Below are 16,417 nucleotides of genomic sequence, written 5' to 3' on the forward strand. Positions count from 1 at the left end.
CCAACGGGGGCAAGCCCCCTCGCCACAGGGGATCTGACGATCCACAACAACAAATGTTCCTCTGAGATAACCCCCCTTGAGTATTCAACCCAGTACCTATTCTCCCGATCACGCCGTGCCTCTGGCCCAGCGCGTGTTCGGTGCCCGCGATCTGTTCTCCCTGTGGTTCTCCCTTGGCATTGGTCTGATGGTCTTGCAGACCGGGGCCTTGCTGGCGCCGGGGCTGGGCTTGTCGGGCTCGTTGCTGGCAATTTTCCTGGGCACGCTAGTCGGTGTTCTGCTGCTGGCGTGCGTCGGGGTGATCGGCAGCGATACCGGCCTGTCGGCCATGGCTGCACTCAAACTGAGCCTCGGTACTCGCGGTGCGAGTCTGCCGGCGCTGTTGAACCTGCTGCAACTGATCGGTTGGGGCTCGTTCGAAATCATCGTCATGCGCGACGCGGCCAGCCTGCTCGGCGCCCGTGCATTCAGCGACGCTAGCCTGATGGCCAATCCATTGCTCTGGACGCTGGCGTTTGGCGCCCTGGCGACCTTGCTTGCAGTTAGTGGCCCGTTGACGTTTGTCCGTCAGATCCTGCGCAAGTGGGGCATCTGGTTGCTGCTGGCAGCGTGCATCTGGCTGACCTGGAACCTCTTCGCCAAAGCCGATCTGGCCGCGCTGTGGATGCAGGCCGGTGACGGTTCGATGCCATTCGCCGTGGGTTTTGATATCGCCATCGCGATGCCACTGTCGTGGCTGCCGCTGATTGCCGACTACTCGCGTTTCGGCAAGCGTGCGAAAAGCGTATTCGGCGGTACGGCGCTGGGCTTCTTCATTGGTAACTTCTGGCTGATGAGCCTGGGCGTTGCCTACACCCTGGCATTTGCCCCGAGTGGTGAAGTCAATGCCTTGCTGTTGGCGCTGGCCGGTGCCGGTTTGGGCATTCCGCTGTTGCTGATCCTGCTTGACGAGTCGGAAAACGCTTTCGCCGACATTCACTCGGCGGCGGTCTCCAGCGGGATTCTGTTGCGCATGAAAGTCGAGCACCTGGCCTTGGCCATCGGGGTGATCTGCACCTTGATCGCGTGCCTGGCGCCATTGGCCCAGTACCAGAACTTCCTGCTGTTGATCGGCTCGGTGTTTGCGCCACTGTTCGGCGTGGTGCTGGTGGATCACTTCATCCTGCGCAAGCGCAGTGCTCAAATTGCGTCAGCCGCCTTGCGCTGGCCGGCGTTGCTCGCCTGGCTGGGCGGGGTGAGCACCTATCACTTGCTGGCGAATCTGTATCCGGAGGTTGGCGCAACCCTGCCATCGCTGGTAGTGGCAGGGCTGCTGCAACTGCTGCTGGGGCGGGTCTTCAGCTACGCTCCGGCACCAGCTCAGGCTTGATCTGACCCTTGAGGCGAGCGTAGGGGATGGTCATCTCGATGAGGCCACTCGAATAGGGCGCGATGGTCGCGACGTTGTACTTGAGCACCACCCCGGCGCTGGTCAAGGCCACGTTCGGGGTTTTCTGGAACGGCCAGCTTTTGACGAAGTCCGGATCCCGATCCAGTTGCGAATTGATCAGCCAGCTATTGTGTGCAACTTGCGCAGTCTTCCAGAACGCCACTTCCTGCCCCGGCAAGAGCATGTCGCTCAGGCTCAGCTCTTTTTGCAGCTGGCGCGAGTAGTTGATAAAGCCCCGCCCCGGCGTGCCATTGGCCGCGCCCGTGTCCAGATAGCTGGACACTTCGATGATCACCAGTCCGTCATGCTGCTCACGTACCTTGGCTTGCAAGTAGACACTGTTGCGATCGCCTGACTCACGCAGGAACTGTTCGCGGTAGGCGTTGAGGGAGGCGGGTAACGCCGCGCCCGGTGAGGTGCGGGTCATTTGCAGCAGGCGCTGTTCGACGATCCGGTCCAGTTGCGGGTCGGTCGGGAAATGCACCGTGTCGATATTTACCAGCGGGCAGTCGGGGCCGTCGCAACCCGGCTTGACCTGCTCGGACGCATCGCGAGTGGATGTCACCTGTGCCCGATAGCTGGGTTGGAACAGGCTTTGGCAGGCGCCGAGCGTGAGGGCAATACAGGCCACGGAGGCGATTTTCAACAGCGACATGGGCGTCCTTCATGAATCAGAGAAAGGCAAAATTCAGGGTCTTCGACTGCCAGCGGCGCGGTCGGTTCGCCACTAAGCTAATTAGAGCCAATTAGAGTTGTTTTCACCCCTTGCCGTCTATCCCGCTGACGGCAAAGAGGCTGCATCAAACGGTGCGGGCGCGTTAGGATGGCGCGAAGCCTGGGGGGGAGCCTCGGACGGATAGACAGTAAACGAGGATTGTTATGACTGATTTTGCCAATGCCACCCCGACCATCGTAGACGTCGTGCGCCGCGAAAACTGCTTCAAGGGTTTTTACCAGCTTGATCGCGTGCACCTGCGTCATGAGCTGTTTGCCGGTGGCATGAGTCGCGAGATCAGCCGCGAGTTGTTCGTTCGTCATGATGCGGTGTGTGTCCTGCCTTACGATCCGCAGCGGGACGAGGTGGTATTGATCGAGCAATTTCGCGCCGGTGTATTGGGCAAGACTGATAATCCGTGGCTGATCGAACTGGTCGCCGGTCTGATCGATAAGGACGAACAACCGGAAGAAGTTGCTCACCGCGAAGCGCAGGAGGAAGCTGGGCTTGTATTCACTGCGCTGTGGCCGATGCTCAATTATTTTCCGTCGCCCGGTGGCAGTACCGAATACGTGCACTTGTATCTGGGGCGGTGTGACAGTAACGGGGCCGGCGGCATTCATGGGCTGGTGGAGGAAGCAGAAGATATTCGCGTGACGGTCTGGGACTTCGAAGATGCCCTGCAAGCCGTACGTGATGGACGGATTTCCAACGCGGCGAGCATTATTGCCTTGCAATGGCTGGCTTTGAACCGCGTTGAAGTGAGGGGGTTATGGTCGTAAACAAACAGCGCGATCGTTATCGGGTCGATCTTGTGGGGCTGCAAAGCGCCTGCGAGGCCAACTACGCCCGACTGATGCGCCTGTTACCGGAGATGCGCAACCAGCCGGCTGCCCGGCGCATTGCCATGACCCAGGGTGAGCAGATGCTGGGCGTGCTGATGCTGGAAGTGTTGCAGGCATGTCCGTACACCACGACCCTGCGCGTGCGCCAGGAGCACAGCCTGCCATGGCTGCCGGTGCCGCAACTGGAAGTGCAGGTGTACCACGACGCGCGCATGGCCGAAGTCATTAGTGCAGAACATGCACGGCGCTTTCGCGGCATCTACCCTTATCCGAATGCGTTGATGCACCAGCCGGATGAAAAGGCCCAGCTCAATGTGTTCCTCGGCGAGTGGCTGAGTCATTGCCTGGCCTGCGGGCATGAGTTCGAAGTCGTACGCTAGTTGTGAACTGCGTCAGGTTCACGGGTTTCCTCTTTTCAAGTTCCCCCAGCATAATTGCGCCATTAATCCATATCCGTGATCACGCCTTGGGAGAACGCCTTGCCGAGCGTATCCACTCTGACAGCCAACGATGCCGTATTGCTGGTGCAGCTCTCTGACAGCCATCTGTTCGCCGAAGCGGATGGCACGTTGCTGGGGATGAACACCCGCGACAGCCTGCAAAAGGTTATCGAGTTGGCGCTGGCACAACAGCCGCGCATCGATCTGGTGATCGCCAGTGGCGACGTGTCCCAGGATGGCACGCTTGAGTCGTATCAGCAGTTTCGCGAAATGACCCGGCAGATCGATGCGCCCGCGCGCTGGATTCCCGGCAACCACGATGAGCCGCAGATCATGGCCCAGGCCGCGGTCCAGAGTCAGTTGCTGGAGCCCATCGTGGACATCGGTAACTGGCGGATCACCTTGCTGGATTCGGCAGTACCGGGCTCGGTGCCAGGGTATTTGCAGGATGACCAACTGCAATTGCTCGCGCGCGCCCTGAGCGAAGCGCCGGAGCGCCATCATCTGGTGTGCTTGCACCATCATCCGGTGTCCATCGGTTGTGCCTGGATGGAACCGATTGGCCTGCGCAACCCGGACGCCCTGTTTGCCGTGCTCGATCGCTTCCCACACGTACGGGCAGTGCTCTGGGGGCATGTGCATCAGGAAATCGATCAATTGCGCAACGATGTGCGGTTGATCGCTTCGCCATCGACGTGCATCCAGTTCGAGCCTGGCAGTGTGGACTTCAAGGTCGATACCCTGGCACCAGGCTATCGCTGGTTGCGGTTGCTGCCGGACGGACGGCTGGAAACCGGGGTCGAGCGGGTGACCGGGTTCGAGTTTGAGGTTGATTACGGCTCTAACGGCTACTGACCCCCCTTTGTGGCGAGGGAGCTTGCTCCCGCTCGATCGCGAAGCGTTCGTAAAAACCGGTGCGTGCAGTAATTTGGCTAGACGCGGTTGAATGTTTTGGGGCTGCTGCGCAGCCCAGCGGGAGCAAGCTCCCTCGCCACAGGGTTTGTCTCTGATCGGAACGATCTGATTCGTTCCTGAGCAAGTCAATCTCGTGGACTCCCTGTAAACTGCGGCATCTTTGCCCGCCTCACAGGGAGCTCGCATGTCTGGTTCGATCCTTTATATCCACGGTTTCAACAGCGCACCCGCGTCGAAAAAGGCCTGTCAGCTGGTCGACGTGATGGATCGTCTGGGTCTGGGCGACCAGTTGCAGGTGCCGGCCTTGCATCACCATCCACGCGAGGCCATCGGTCAGCTGGAGCAGGCGATTGCCAGGCTGGGGCGGCCACTGCTGGTCGGCAGCTCCCTCGGCGGCTACTATGCCACTCACCTTGCCGAGCGCCATGGCCTCAAGGCCCTGTTGATCAACCCTGCCGTCAGCCCGCACCGGATGTTCGACGGATACCTGGGCACGCAGAAAAACCTGTATACCGAAGAGACCTGGGAATTGACCCACGACCACGTGACGGCCCTGGCCGAGCTGGAAGTGCCGGCGCCCCAGGACCCGCAGCGGTTTCAGGTGTGGTTGCAAACCGGGGACGAAACGCTGGACTATCGCCTCGCCCAGCAGTATTACCGAGCCTGTGCCTTGCGTATCCAGGCTGGCGGCGACCATAGTTTCCAGGGGTTCGCCGAGCAATTGCCGGCCTTGTTGAGTTTTGCCGGCATCGGCGCAGATGTGTACCAGGCGATCGATTTCACAGCACTGTGAACCTTCGCCCCTATTTTCATGAACGACTGACGACGAGACCCCATGGCCACTCCCAGCGCTAGCTCTTATAACGCAGACGCCATCGAAGTCCTCTCGGGCCTCGACCCGGTGCGCAAACGCCCCGGCATGTACACCGACACCAGTCGGCCGAACCACCTTGCCCAGGAAGTCATCGACAACAGTGTCGACGAAGCCTTGGCCGGGCACGCGACATCGGTGCAGGTCATTCTCCACGCGGACCACTCCCTGGAAGTCAGCGATGACGGTCGTGGCATGCCGGTGGATATTCACCCTGAAGAGGGCGTCTCGGGCGTCGAGCTGATCCTCACCAAGCTGCACGCCGGCGGCAAGTTCTCGAACAAGAACTACCAGTTCTCCGGTGGTTTGCACGGGGTGGGTATTTCGGTGGTCAACGCCCTGTCGACCCAGGTCCGGGTGCGCGTCAAACGCGATGGCAACGAGTACCAGATGACCTTCGCCGATGGCTACAAAGCCACCGACCTGGAAATCGTCGGCACCGTTGGCAAGCGCAACACCGGGACCAGCGTGTACTTCTCGCCGGACCCGAAATACTTCGACTCACCGAAATTTTCCATCAGCCGCCTCAAGCACGTACTCAAGGCCAAGGCCGTGTTGTGCCCGGGGCTGCTGGTCAGCTTTGAAGACAAGGCCACCGGCGAAAAAGTCGAATGGCATTACGAAGACGGTCTGCGTTCCTATCTGGTAGACGCGGTCAGTGAATTCGAACGTCTGCCCGACGAACCCTTCTGCGGCAGCCTGGCCGGTAATAAAGAGGCGGTCGACTGGGCGCTGTTGTGGCTGCCTGAAGGTGGCGACAGCGTGCAGGAAAGCTACGTCAACCTGATCCCGACGGCCCAGGGCGGTACTCACGTCAACGGTTTGCGTCAGGGCTTGCTCGACGCAATGCGTGAGTTCTGCGAGTTCCGCAGCCTGCTGCCGCGTGGCGTGAAGCTGGCACCGGAAGATGTCTGGGAGCGCATTGCCTTCGTCCTCTCGATGAAAATGCAGGAGCCGCAATTCTCCGGCCAGACCAAAGAGCGCCTGTCGTCCCGCGAGGCGGCGGCGTTTGTTTCCGGCGTGGTCAAGGACGCTTTCAGCCTGTGGCTCAACGCGAATCCCGAGTTGGGCCTGCAACTGGCCGAGCTTGCGATCAATAACGCTGGTCGCCGTTTGAAGGCCAGCAAAAAGGTCGAGCGCAAACGCATCACCCAAGGACCGGCCTTGCCGGGCAAGCTCGCCGATTGCGCCGGGCAGGACCCAATGCGTTCCGAGCTGTTCCTGGTGGAAGGTGATTCCGCCGGCGGTTCGGCCAAGCAAGCGCGGGACAAAGAGTTCCAGGCGATCCTGCCGCTGCGCGGGAAGATTCTGAACACTTGGGAAGTCGACGGCAGCGAAGTGCTGGCCAGCCAGGAAGTGCACAACATTGCCGTGGCCATTGGTGTTGATCCGGGCGCTGCGGACATGAGCCAGCTGCGTTACGGCAAGATCTGCATCCTCGCCGACGCCGACTCCGATGGTCTGCACATCGCGACCTTGCTGTGTGCCTTGTTCGTCCAGCATTTCCGGCCGTTGGTGGACGCCGGTCACGTCTATGTGGCGATGCCGCCGCTGTACCGTATCGACCTCGGCAAAGAGATTTACTACGCCCTCGATGAAGCCGAGCGCGATGGCATTCTCGATCGCCTGGTGGCCGAGAAGAAACGCGGCAAGCCGCAGGTCACCCGATTCAAGGGGCTGGGTGAAATGAACCCGCCGCAACTGCGTGAAACCACCATGGACCCGAACACTCGACGTCTGGTGCAACTGACGCTGGATGATTTCGAAGCCACCTCGGAAATGATGGACATGCTGCTGGCGAAAAAACGCGCTGGCGACCGCAAGTCCTGGCTGGAATCCAAAGGCAACCTGGCCGAGGTTCTGGGCTGATGCGGAGCGGTTTCGCCCTCGCGTTGCTGTTGTTGGCGTCCGCCGTTGCGGCGGAGCCTGCGCCGGAACTGACGCTGGTTTCCGAGCACGCCGTGGAGGGCATGCGCGGCGGTAACCTGTCGGGGCTGGCGCAATGCGGCAAAGACCTGTGGACGGTTTCCGATCGTGATGATGATCAGATCTACCGGCTCGATACCAGCGAGCGCGTCTGGCAGGCCGAAACCGTGCGCATCAATGTGCCGCCGGTGCCTGACAGCGGGTTGCCCTGGGGGCTGAAGTCGCGCACCTGGGCGGCATCGTTCGTGCGCGGTGGAAACCTCGACTTCGAGGGGATCACCTGCGACAAGGCCGGTAACCGCTACATCGTCAGTGAAGCCCATGCGGCGGTGCTGCAAGTGCCGGTACAGGGGCCAGCCGCGTGGCTGAAAATTTCACCGATCATGGTTCGCGAGGCGCGAGCCAGCGGCATGTTGCTGCATTTCAACGCGCTGTTCGAAGGACTGGCGATCAGTCCGCAAGGCGATCAGCTATGGCTGGCGGCCGAGCGCGAGCGGCGTGGTTTGTTGCTGGTCAAGCGCCAACAGACCGTCTGGGACTGTGACGGCAGCTGTGTGCTGTTGAGCGAAGCTGGCAAGGAAATGCAGCCCGCGCCATTTCCCAATGCCAAGCCGGTATCCAAGGATTTTGCGGATCTGGCACTGTTCAACGGCAAGCTCTTCACCCTGGAACGCAATGCGTTTCAAATCTGCCGTCGCGATGCGCTGAGCGCCAAGGTCGAGCGCTGCTGGTCATTTGCGGCTGAAGCCTTGCAGGAACATCGACGCTATTCACAGCCCTATGGTCTTGCCGAAGCACTGGTGGTCGACGTTGATGGCGCCTGGATCGGCATCGACAACAACAATGGTGCTCGCGCGGATGGCGAAGCCCGGCCGATTGTCTGGCGCTTTGCCGCGCCGCAAGGCGGCTGGGACGCCAAGTCGTGAGCATCCTGAAAAAACTTGAATTTACCCAGCGCAGTGGCACCTTGTTGCTGCGCCAGACAACGAACTGATGAGGCCCGCATGAGCGACTCCCTGGATCTCAGCCTGGACGGCGTTGAACGCCGTTCACTGGCCGACTTCACCGAAAATGCCTACCTCAACTACTCCATGTACGTGATCATGGACCGTGCTTTGCCGCACATCGGCGACGGCTTGAAACCTGTACAGCGGCGTATCATCTACGCCATGAGCGAGTTGGGGCTGGACGCTGACTCCAAGCACAAGAAGTCCGCGCGTACGGTCGGTGACGTGCTCGGCAAGTTCCACCCGCACGGCGACTCGGCGTGCTACGAAGCCATGGTGCTGATGGCCCAGCCGTTCAGCTACCGCTACACGCTGGTGGACGGGCAGGGTAACTGGGGTGCGCCGGACGATCCGAAATCCTTCGCGGCCATGCGTTACACCGAGGCGCGCCTGTCGCGTTATTCCGAAGTGCTGCTCAGCGAACTGGGCCAGGGCACGGCGGATTGGGGTCCGAACTTCGACGGCACCCTCGATGAACCGCTGGTATTGCCAGCACGTTTGCCGAACATCCTGCTCAACGGCACCACTGGCATCGCCGTGGGTATGGCCACAGACGTTCCGCCGCACAACCTGCGGGAAGTTGCCACGGCCTGCGTGCGTTTGCTCGATGAACCGAAAGCCACGGTCGAGCAGCTCTGTGAGCACATCCAGGGCCCGGATTATCCGACCGAAGCGGAAATCATCACACCGCGCGCCGACCTGCTGAAAATCTACGAAACCGGTCGCGGTTCGGTGCGCATGCGCGCCGTGTATCACATCGAAGACGGCGACATTGTCGTCACCGCGCTGCCGCATCAGGTCTCCGGTGCCAAAGTGCTGGAACAGATTGCCGCGATGATGCAGGCCAAGCCGTCCAAGGCGCCGCAAGTGGCGGACCTGCGCGATGAGTCGGACCACGAGAACCCATGCCGTATCGTGATCATTCCGGTCAACAGCCGGGTCGATCATGAAGCGTTGATGCAGCACCTGTTTGCCAGCACCGAGCTGGAGTCGAGCTACCGGGTCAACATCAATATCATTGGCCTGGACGGCAAACCGCAGCTGAAGAATCTGCGGGCGTTGCTGGTGGAGTGGCTGGAGTTCCGGGTTCAGACCGTGCGCCGCCGCTTGCAATTTCGCCTGGACAAGGTCGAGCGTCGCCTGCACCTGTTGGACGGCTTGCTGATCGCGTACCTCAACCTGGATGAAGTGATCCACATCATCCGTACCGAGGAACACCCGAAAGCCAAGCTGATCGAACGCTTTGCCCTGAGCGAAATCCAGGCTGACTACATTCTCGACACTCGCCTGCGTCAGTTGGCGCGACTCGAAGAAATGAAGCTGCGCGATGAGCAGGATGAACTGCTCAAGGAACAAGCCAAGCTGCAAGCCTTGCTGGGCAGCGAAACCAAGCTGAAGAAGCTGGTGCGCAGCGAGCTGATCAAAGACGCCGAAACCTATGGCGACGACCGTCGCTCGCCGATTGTCGAGCGTGCCGAAGCCAAAGCGCTGACCGAGCACGATCTGCTGCCGAACGAAAAAGTCACCGTAGTGCTGTCCGAGAAAGGCTGGGTGCGCTCGGCCAAGGGCCACGACATCGACGCCACCGGGCTTTCGTACAAGGCCGGGGACGGCTTCAAGACCGCAGCGGCCGGTCGTTCCAACCAGTTTGCGGTGTTCATCGATTCCACCGGTCGCAGTTATTCGGTGCCGGCGCACACGCTGCCATCGGCCCGTGGCCAGGGTGAGCCGCTGACGGGGCGTCTGACGCCGCCACCCGGCGCGACCTTCGAATGCGTGTTGATGCCTGAAGACGATGGGCTGTATGTCATTGCCTCGGACGCCGGTTACGGTTTCGTGGTCAAGGGTGAAGACCTGCAAGCCAAGAACAAGGCCGGCAAGGCGCTGTTGAGCCTGCCGAACAACGCCAAGGTGATTCTGCCGCGTCCGGTCGCTGACCGTGAGCAGAACTGGTTGGCCTCGGTCACCACCGAAGGTCGCTTGCTGATTTTCAAAATCAGCGATCTGCCGCAGCTGGGCAAGGGCAAAGGCAACAAGATCATCGGTATCTCCGGCGAACGTGTAGCCAGTCGCGAGGAATATGTCACCGACATCGCGGTATTGCCGGAAGGCGCGACCCTGGTATTGCAGGCCGGTAAGCGCACGCTGTCGCTTAAAGCCGATGACCTCGAACACTATAAAGGTGAGCGCGGACGCCGTGGCAACAAGCTGCCACGGGGCTTTCAGCGCGTTGATGCACTATTGGTAGAAGCTATCAATTAAGCGGTCCAGCGTGCTCGATCTACGATTTAACCCGTAGATCGATGCTTTCGCGCTGGAGTCGGAGGCCATATTCACGGATGATATGGCCTTTCAAACGTGGGCGTGGTCCTGCGTTCTTCATATTGATTGAGTATTTTTCACTGTGACCGGCTCGTTGGCCGTCACTTGGATGGGATGATGACTGTTCTGCGCCTTCCTCTACTTTTGTTGCTCGCTGGCGTATTTGGCCTGGCGGGTTGCAGCGTTCACCAGCCGGTGTCGCTGTATCAGCTGGACAGCGGAAGTCCGGCTCAGCCTGCGCAAAGCGCGGGCATGGCGGTTTTGTTGGGCCCGGTATCGATCGCCGATTACCTGCAACGTGAAACCCTGCTGCAGCGCCAGCCTGATGGCAGCCTGCAAGCGTCCACCGACGGTCGTTGGGCGGGCAGCCTGTCTTCGGACATCAATCAGCTTCTGTTGCGCCAGGTGGCCGGCCATCTGGACAGCCAGCGCGTAGTGCTGGCACCGGCGACCCTGGGTTTCACCCCGGATGTACAGGTTTTGCTGTCGATCACTCGCCTGGATTCGGGTGAGTCGCAACCGGCGATCCTCGATGCCCAGTGGCGTTTGATCGACCGTCGTGGCCAGGTGCGTGACAACCGCATCATTCATCTGCAAGAGCCGCACGCCAGTGGTACGGCCGCTCAGGTGCAGGCCCAGGGCATATTGCTGCAGCGTTTGGCCGAGCAGCTGTCGGTCGCGCTCAAGCCGCTGGCCAATCAGCCACCGGTTGTCGAAGCACCGCGTAAACCTGCGTCCAAGCCGGCGGCGCCGGCAGAGCCGGAGAAACCGAAGATCCCGATGGCTTCACCGATTCGCACGGACATGGAAGTGTTCAGGTTCTGAGGTGATTGCCGTACAGACAAAGCCCGCGTTGATGCGGGCTTTGTTGTTTCTGGCGGTTGGAAGGGAGAATGCAGGCAGCACCGTGCTGCGGGGCCAACGCATGTAGCAGCTGCCGAGCCTGCGAGGCTGCGTTCGGCCGCGAAGCGGTCGTGAAACCAGGTAACTTGTTCTTTCAGACAAGCCGCGTGCACAGGATTTGCGAGGACTTCGCCCGATCGCGGTCCGCCTCGAACGCAGCCTCGCAGGCTCGGCAGCTGCTACGTATACGGTTTCTATGCCGTCGGCCATGAAAAAGCCCGCAGGCAATCACTCGTCTGCGGGCTTTTTGGTTCACGGCCGGGTTCAGCTCTTGGCGCGTGTCTCGTGCATGCGCGCCAGTTGCCGCTCCAGCATCGACGGGTAAGGTTCCATCAACCGTTCGACGCAGCAAGCGCCTTCAGGGCTGGCGATTGGGCGGATCCGCGCACGTTGGCGGATCAGTACGTCGTCGCTGATCTTGCGCTCCACCAGCAGCAGGTTTCGGCTGTGCTGGGACAATGCGAGCGCATCCTGAGCGGTTTCGGTCAGCAGCAGATCAATCTGGCTGAGGCCGAAGAGTCCATCGCCCAAGGTCAGGCCCAGCTGCAATTGCAGGGTGATGCCGCTGTCGGCGACTTCGATCTGCAACTGGTGGCCGAGCGCACGCAGCAACTCACCGCAGCAGATGGCGTTGGTCAGGTAGTCTTCACCGCTGTCTTCACTGTGGAACAGCATCAGCGTGCTGCCATCGTTCAGGGTGTGCAGTTCGCTTTCATACAGCGAAGCCGCCTGGTCCAGGCAGTCGCGATAACGCTCCAGCAGTTCGGTCAGGCGTGCGCGTGGCAGGCGGCGCAGTTGCTCCTGAGCACCCAGCTGCACCGCCAATACCGCGCTGTGCTGCGGTTGCGCAGGGGCAGCAGGCTTGTTGAGTTGCGGCTTGGCAACGGGCGCGGCGGCAGCGGTGTCGCGAAGGTCGGCAAAAGGATCATCTTCGTCCAGTTCGTCTTCTTCAGCGCTGACCACGTGCCGTGCTGCCGGTTTCAGGCCGGCCACCGGAGCGCTCTCGTCGAAGCTTGGGTCGCGCAGGTTACGCACTTCGAAGCTCGGTTCGGCCTCTTCAGTGTCTTCGAAATCGTCGAATTCTGGCTCTGGCTCGGGTTCAGGCTCGACCTTTTCGGGTGCATAACTGCTGTGGAGCTGGCGAGCCAGGTCACCGATTTCGTCCTGGCGCTGAGTCGCCGGGGTGTGTTCGTCAATGTCGCGCAACCACACCCGCAATTGCAGCAGCGGCGTGGAGATGTGCCGACCCAGGCGCAAGCTCAGGGCCAGGGACAACGCCAGCAGGATCGCGCTGAGAATGCCCATGCTTTGCAGGCTGATGGTCATCGGCTGCTGGAACTGCGCCATGTCCAGGCTGATCCGCAGTTGACCGGCCGTCACGTCCTGAAAGGTGATCTTGCTCTCGTACATGCCTTCGGCTTCGCCCAGCAAGCCATGCTTGGGGCGCTGTCCGGCCTCGGCGAGAATCCGGTTGTCCACGCTATAAATAGCCGCGTGAGCCACCAACGGGTTCTTGGTCAGGTTGTTCAGCAATACGTTGAGGCTGAGGATGTCGTTGGACACCAACAGTTCGGTCGCCGACATCGCTGTCTGGGTAGTCAGGCTCTGGCCGAGGGCATCCGCTTGCTCGTGCATGGCCTGTTTGAACTGCAGACCCATCACGCAGGCGTAGATCACCAGGGCCAATGCGACCAGGATCACGTTATGGCTGGCAATGCGCAATGCAATCGGTACACGGCGATGGCGCAGTGCCCGGAAGATCAGCAGAAAGAAGTTATCGGTTTTAACTGGCGTAGGCCGGTTCACTGAGCTCGGCTCTTTTGTCCGTGAAGTTGACGCGCAGTATAGCGACAGGCCCCAGACCGGCAAAGCGCTCGCTGTGCCCGATGGTCACTGAAAGTGGGTAGAATGCGGTTTTTTTCCACTTGCGGGGGTGCGCCTTGCGCGAAATCGTCCTGATAAACATCACGGGAGTCGACCGTCCGGGTCTGACTGCGGCCATTACCGGTGTACTGGCCCAGGGTGGTGTGAACATTCTCGACATCGGTCAGGCGGTGATCCACGACACGTTGTCGTTCGGCATCCTGGTTGAAATTCCCGACACCGAACAGGGTTCGTCGGTGCTCAAGGACATCCTGTTCAAGGCCTACGAGCTGGGGCAACAGGTGCGTTTCACGCCGGTCTCCGAAGAGGATTACCAGCTGTGGGTCGGCGCTCAAGGCAAGAAACGCCACATTGTGACCTTGCTGACCCGCAAAGTGACGGCCGAGCAGTTGCAGCGCGTGAGTTCGATCACTGCCAAATACGGGCTGAACATCGATCACATCGACCGTCTGTCCGGACGTATGCCACTGGACACTCCAGCTGACAAGGGCAAGGGCTGCATTGAGTTTTCCGTGCGTGGCGAAGCGGCCGATCCGCAGGCCCTGCGTGCCGAGTTCCTCAGCGTGGCCCAGGAACTGAACGTCGATATCGCCTTCCAGGAAGATTCGCTGTTCCGTCGCAATCGTCGTCTGGCGGTATTCGACATGGATTCGACACTGATCGAAGCCGAAGTTATCGACGAGCTGGCCAAGGCTGCCGGGGTGGGCGAGAAGGTGTCGGAAATCACCGAGCGGGCGATGGCCGGCGAACTGGATTTCCGCGCCAGCTTCAAGGAGCGCCTGGCCTTGCTCAAAGGGCTGGACGTCAGCGTGCTGGACTCGATCGGGGCCTCCCTGCGCCTGACCGAAGGTGCTGAAACCTTGTTCGCCGAACTCAAGCGCCTGGGCTACAAGACGGCCATTCTGTCGGGCGGTTTCACTTACTTTGCCAAACAGCTGCAAGCCAAGCTGGGCATCGACTATGTGTTCGCCAATGAACTGGAAGTGGTCGACGGCAAAGTGACCGGTGTGGCTGTCGAGCCAATCGTCGATGCACAGCGCAAAGCCGATTTGCTGCGTGAGCTGGCGCACAAGGAAGGCTTGCGTCTGGAGCAGACCATTGCCGTCGGCGACGGTGCCAACGATTTGCCGATGCTGGCAATTGCAGGTCTGGGCGTGGCGTTCCGTGCCAAGCCGCTGGTCAAACAGTCGGCCAAGCAGGCGATTTCGACCCTGGGGCTGGATGGCGTGCTGTATCTGCTGGGCTTCAGAGACCGCGACGGTCAGCTCTGAACCGAATCAAGTGCCAAAAAAAACGCCGCAAATAGCGGCGTTTTTTCTGTGCGCAGGAGCTGCCGCAGGCTGCGATCTTTTGATCTTCGCGATCTCGCAGGTGTCAAAAGATCGCAGGCCTTTGGTTATGCCTTTGGAGTGCCCATGCCTTGGCCCATCACCACTGGCGAGCCAGCCGCCAGCTCTTCAGCCCACTTCACTTGATTCGGGCCAAATAGCACAACCGCCGTCGAACCCAGTTTGAAGCGACCCAGCTCGGCACCTTTTTCCAGGTGAATCGGCGCGCGGGCAGCTTCGTCGTAGCGGAAGGTTTTCAGTTCGCGCTTGGGTGGCGTTACCAGCCCGGCCCAGACGGTTTCGATCGAAGCGACGATCATCGCACCGACCAATACCACAGCCATTGGCCCGCGCTCGGTGTCGAAGATGCACGCGACGCGCTCGTTACGGGCGAACAACTCTGGAACGTTTTCCGCGGTGGTCTGGTTGACCGAGAAGATCCGGCCCGGAATGTAGACCATTTCGCGCAGGGTGCCGGCCAGCGGCATGTGTACGCGATGGTAGTCTTTGGGCGACAGGTAAATAGTGGCGAAATCGCCGCCCATGAACGGCGCAGCGTTTGCCGTATCACCGCCAAGCAATTCCAGCACGCTGAAACTGTGGCCCTTGGCCTGGAACACTCGACCATGCTCGATCGGGCCGAGCTGGCTGACGGCACCGTCAGCCGGGCTGAGGATTGCGCCCGGGGTCTGGTCCAGCGGGCGGGCGCCATCTTTCAGTGCGCGGGTGAAGAACGCGTTGAAGTGTTCGTAAGCGGTCAGGTCCTCGACCAGCGCTTGCGACATGTCCACCTGATAACGCTTGGCGAACCAGGCGGTGAAGGCGTTCTTGAACCAGCGCACGCGGCATTCGGCGATGCAGCCGGCCAGACGCGAGAGCAGGTGATGAGGCAGCAGGTACTGGCTGAGGATAAACAAACGCTTTTTCATTAACTGTCCTTAAGAACCTTGAATCTCAACAGGCGTGTCGGGGTGGTTGCCCCATTCGCCCCAGGAGCCGGCGTAGCCTTTGACCCGCGGATAACCGAGCGCCTTGGCCACCAGATAGGTGAAGCCAGAGCGATGGTGGGTCTGGCAGTGGGTAATCACTTCTTTGTCTTTGCTGATCCCGAGCTGTTCGAGGATCTGCGGCATGTCGGTGCGGATACGCAGGTTGCGCGTCTTGTCCATGCCGGCGGTCCATTCGAAATTGACTGCGCCAGGGATGTGTCCGCCCTTGGCGGCGAGGACTTTCTCGCCGGAATATTCCAGCGGCCCGCGTGCGTCCCAGATTGCCAGGTCGGCGGCGCCAAGACGGCTTTGCAGGTATTCGCGGGTAGCGGTGGGCTCGTCGTGCAAGGTCAGTGCAACCGGGCCGCCGACAGCCGCTGGAACCTCGGTTGAAACCGGCAAGCCTTCCGCCAGCCAGGCCAGCAGGCCGCCGTCCACATAGTGGTAGTTGCTGTGGCCGATGACATCCAGCAACCAGATGAAGCGTCCGGCCCAACCGCCGCCTTCATCGTCGTAGACCACGTAGACCGCGTCCGGGTTATGCCCCAGTTCGCCGAACAGGGCTTCAAGTGCAGCCTGTGGCGGCAGCAGGCCCGGCGCCGGCGGATGACCCAGTTGAGTCCGTTTGGGGTCGACGAAGCGCGCGCCGGGAATATGGCATTCGGCGTAGCGGGCGCTGCTGGTCAGGTCGACCAGAATCAGTTCGCGAGCATCGAGACGGGCGAGCAGGTCGCTCGGCTCGATGACCAGCGACAAGCCAGAGAAGTCAGACATGTGAGGTCTCCAGAGCACAAAGGGAAGGATTGTAGCGCAACGGCTATGAGGGCCTGTCATCAATTATTT

At 60.7% G+C, this 16,417-nt stretch carries 14 protein-coding genes; 10 read left to right on the forward strand and 4 right to left on the reverse strand.

Translation table 11 applies throughout. From position 1 onward, the window contains the following. Positions 1-76: 76 nt before the first annotated feature. Positions 77-1,369 carry a putative hydroxymethylpyrimidine transporter CytX gene (gene cytX / locus AABM55_RS02440; protein ID WP_347928727.1) on the forward strand — a complete coding sequence of 431 codons (1,293 nt, stop codon included), beginning with the start codon at positions 77-79 and terminating at the stop codon, positions 1,367-1,369. Here the strand turns inward: cytX and AABM55_RS02445 are convergent. After that, complete coding sequence (locus AABM55_RS02445) at positions 1,338-2,084, reverse strand: RsiV family protein (RefSeq protein ID WP_347928728.1); 747 nt, start codon at positions 2,082-2,084, stop codon at positions 1,338-1,340. The genes cytX and AABM55_RS02445 overlap by 32 nt on opposite strands. A gap of 224 nt (positions 2,085-2,308) precedes the next feature. Between AABM55_RS02445 and AABM55_RS02450 the strand changes: the two genes are divergently transcribed. The 8 genes from AABM55_RS02450 (at position 2,309) to AABM55_RS02485 (ending at position 11,295) form a co-directional block, all read left to right on the forward strand. Further along, complete coding sequence (locus AABM55_RS02450) at positions 2,309-2,926, forward strand: NUDIX domain-containing protein (RefSeq protein WP_054595330.1); 618 nt, start codon at positions 2,309-2,311, stop codon at positions 2,924-2,926. Continuing rightward, a complete protein-coding gene (locus tag AABM55_RS02455) occupies positions 2,917-3,369 on the forward strand; it encodes a DUF1249 domain-containing protein (protein WP_019691483.1) in 453 nt (150 codons plus the stop codon). Before AABM55_RS02450 ends, AABM55_RS02455 begins: the two co-directional genes overlap by 10 nt. Positions 3,370-3,468: 99 nt before the next feature. After that, positions 3,469-4,284: a 3',5'-cyclic-AMP phosphodiesterase gene (cpdA, locus tag AABM55_RS02460; RefSeq protein WP_347928729.1), complete on the forward strand. Its 816-nt coding sequence runs from the start codon at positions 3,469-3,471 to the stop codon at positions 4,282-4,284. Positions 4,285-4,528: 244 nt separating this feature from the next. Continuing rightward, positions 4,529-5,137: a YqiA/YcfP family alpha/beta fold hydrolase gene (locus tag AABM55_RS02465; RefSeq protein ID WP_054595332.1), complete on the forward strand. Its 609-nt coding sequence runs from the start codon at positions 4,529-4,531 to the stop codon at positions 5,135-5,137. A 42-nt stretch (positions 5,138-5,179) separates the two neighbouring features. Next, positions 5,180-7,084: a DNA topoisomerase IV subunit B gene (gene parE / locus AABM55_RS02470; RefSeq protein WP_347928730.1), complete on the forward strand. Its 1,905-nt coding sequence runs from the start codon at positions 5,180-5,182 to the stop codon at positions 7,082-7,084. Then, positions 7,084-8,067: an esterase-like activity of phytase family protein gene (locus tag AABM55_RS02475; RefSeq protein WP_347928731.1), complete on the forward strand. Its 984-nt coding sequence runs from the start codon at positions 7,084-7,086 to the stop codon at positions 8,065-8,067. Before parE ends, AABM55_RS02475 begins: the two co-directional genes overlap by 1 nt. A gap of 78 nt (positions 8,068-8,145) precedes the next feature. After that, on the forward strand, positions 8,146-10,410 hold the full coding sequence (parC, locus tag AABM55_RS02480; protein ID WP_103316320.1) for a DNA topoisomerase IV subunit A: 2,265 nt from the start codon (positions 8,146-8,148) through the stop codon (positions 10,408-10,410). A 177-nt stretch (positions 10,411-10,587) separates the two neighbouring features. Beyond that, positions 10,588-11,295 (forward strand): membrane integrity-associated transporter subunit PqiC, encoded by a 708-nt coding sequence (locus AABM55_RS02485; RefSeq protein WP_054595336.1) that lies wholly within the window; start codon positions 10,588-10,590, stop codon positions 11,293-11,295. A 342-nt stretch (positions 11,296-11,637) separates the two neighbouring features. Here AABM55_RS02485 and AABM55_RS02490 read toward each other — a convergent pair whose 3' ends face one another. Next, positions 11,638-13,179 (reverse strand): AhpA/YtjB family protein, encoded by a 1,542-nt coding sequence (locus AABM55_RS02490; RefSeq protein WP_347928732.1) that lies wholly within the window; start codon positions 13,177-13,179, stop codon positions 11,638-11,640. Between the two features lie 134 nt (positions 13,180-13,313). Between AABM55_RS02490 and serB the strand changes: the two genes are divergently transcribed. Then, positions 13,314-14,528, forward strand: a complete 1,215-nt coding sequence (serB, locus tag AABM55_RS02495; RefSeq protein WP_054595338.1) for a phosphoserine phosphatase SerB — start codon at positions 13,314-13,316, stop codon at positions 14,526-14,528. Positions 14,529-14,653: 125 nt separating this feature from the next. Here serB and asd read toward each other — a convergent pair whose 3' ends face one another. Then, positions 14,654-15,514 (reverse strand): archaetidylserine decarboxylase, encoded by an 861-nt coding sequence (gene asd, locus AABM55_RS02500; protein ID WP_347928733.1) that lies wholly within the window; start codon positions 15,512-15,514, stop codon positions 14,654-14,656. Between the two features lie 9 nt (positions 15,515-15,523). Continuing rightward, positions 15,524-16,348: a rhodanese-like domain-containing protein gene (locus AABM55_RS02505; RefSeq protein ID WP_347928734.1), complete on the reverse strand. Its 825-nt coding sequence runs from the start codon at positions 16,346-16,348 to the stop codon at positions 15,524-15,526. Positions 16,349-16,417: the final 69 nt, after the last annotated feature.

Origin of the sequence: Pseudomonas helvetica (genome assembly GCF_039908645.1) — a bacterium.
Taxonomy (GTDB): Bacteria; Pseudomonadota; Gammaproteobacteria; order Pseudomonadales; family Pseudomonadaceae; genus Aquipseudomonas; species Aquipseudomonas helvetica.

Coding starts and splice junctions, on each gene's coding strand:
- AABM55_RS02445 (WP_347928728.1), bottom strand. CDS start 2,084: ATGTCGCTGTTGAAAATCGCCTCCGTGGCCTGTATTGCCCTCACGCTC.
- AABM55_RS02450 (WP_054595330.1), top strand. CDS start 2,309: ATGACTGATTTTGCCAATGCCACCCCGACCATCGTAGACGTCGTGCGC.
- AABM55_RS02455 (WP_019691483.1), top strand. CDS start 2,917: ATGGTCGTAAACAAACAGCGCGATCGTTATCGGGTCGATCTTGTGGGG.
- AABM55_RS02465 (WP_054595332.1), top strand. CDS start 4,529: ATGTCTGGTTCGATCCTTTATATCCACGGTTTCAACAGCGCACCCGCG.
- parE (WP_347928730.1), top strand. CDS start 5,180: ATGGCCACTCCCAGCGCTAGCTCTTATAACGCAGACGCCATCGAAGTC.
- AABM55_RS02475 (WP_347928731.1), top strand. CDS start 7,084: ATGCGGAGCGGTTTCGCCCTCGCGTTGCTGTTGTTGGCGTCCGCCGTT.
- parC (WP_103316320.1), top strand. CDS start 8,146: ATGAGCGACTCCCTGGATCTCAGCCTGGACGGCGTTGAACGCCGTTCA.
- AABM55_RS02485 (WP_054595336.1), top strand. CDS start 10,588: ATGACTGTTCTGCGCCTTCCTCTACTTTTGTTGCTCGCTGGCGTATTT.
- asd (WP_347928733.1), bottom strand. CDS start 15,514: ATGAAAAAGCGTTTGTTTATCCTCAGCCAGTACCTGCTGCCTCATCAC.
- AABM55_RS02505 (WP_347928734.1), bottom strand. CDS start 16,348: ATGTCTGACTTCTCTGGCTTGTCGCTGGTCATCGAGCCGAGCGACCTG.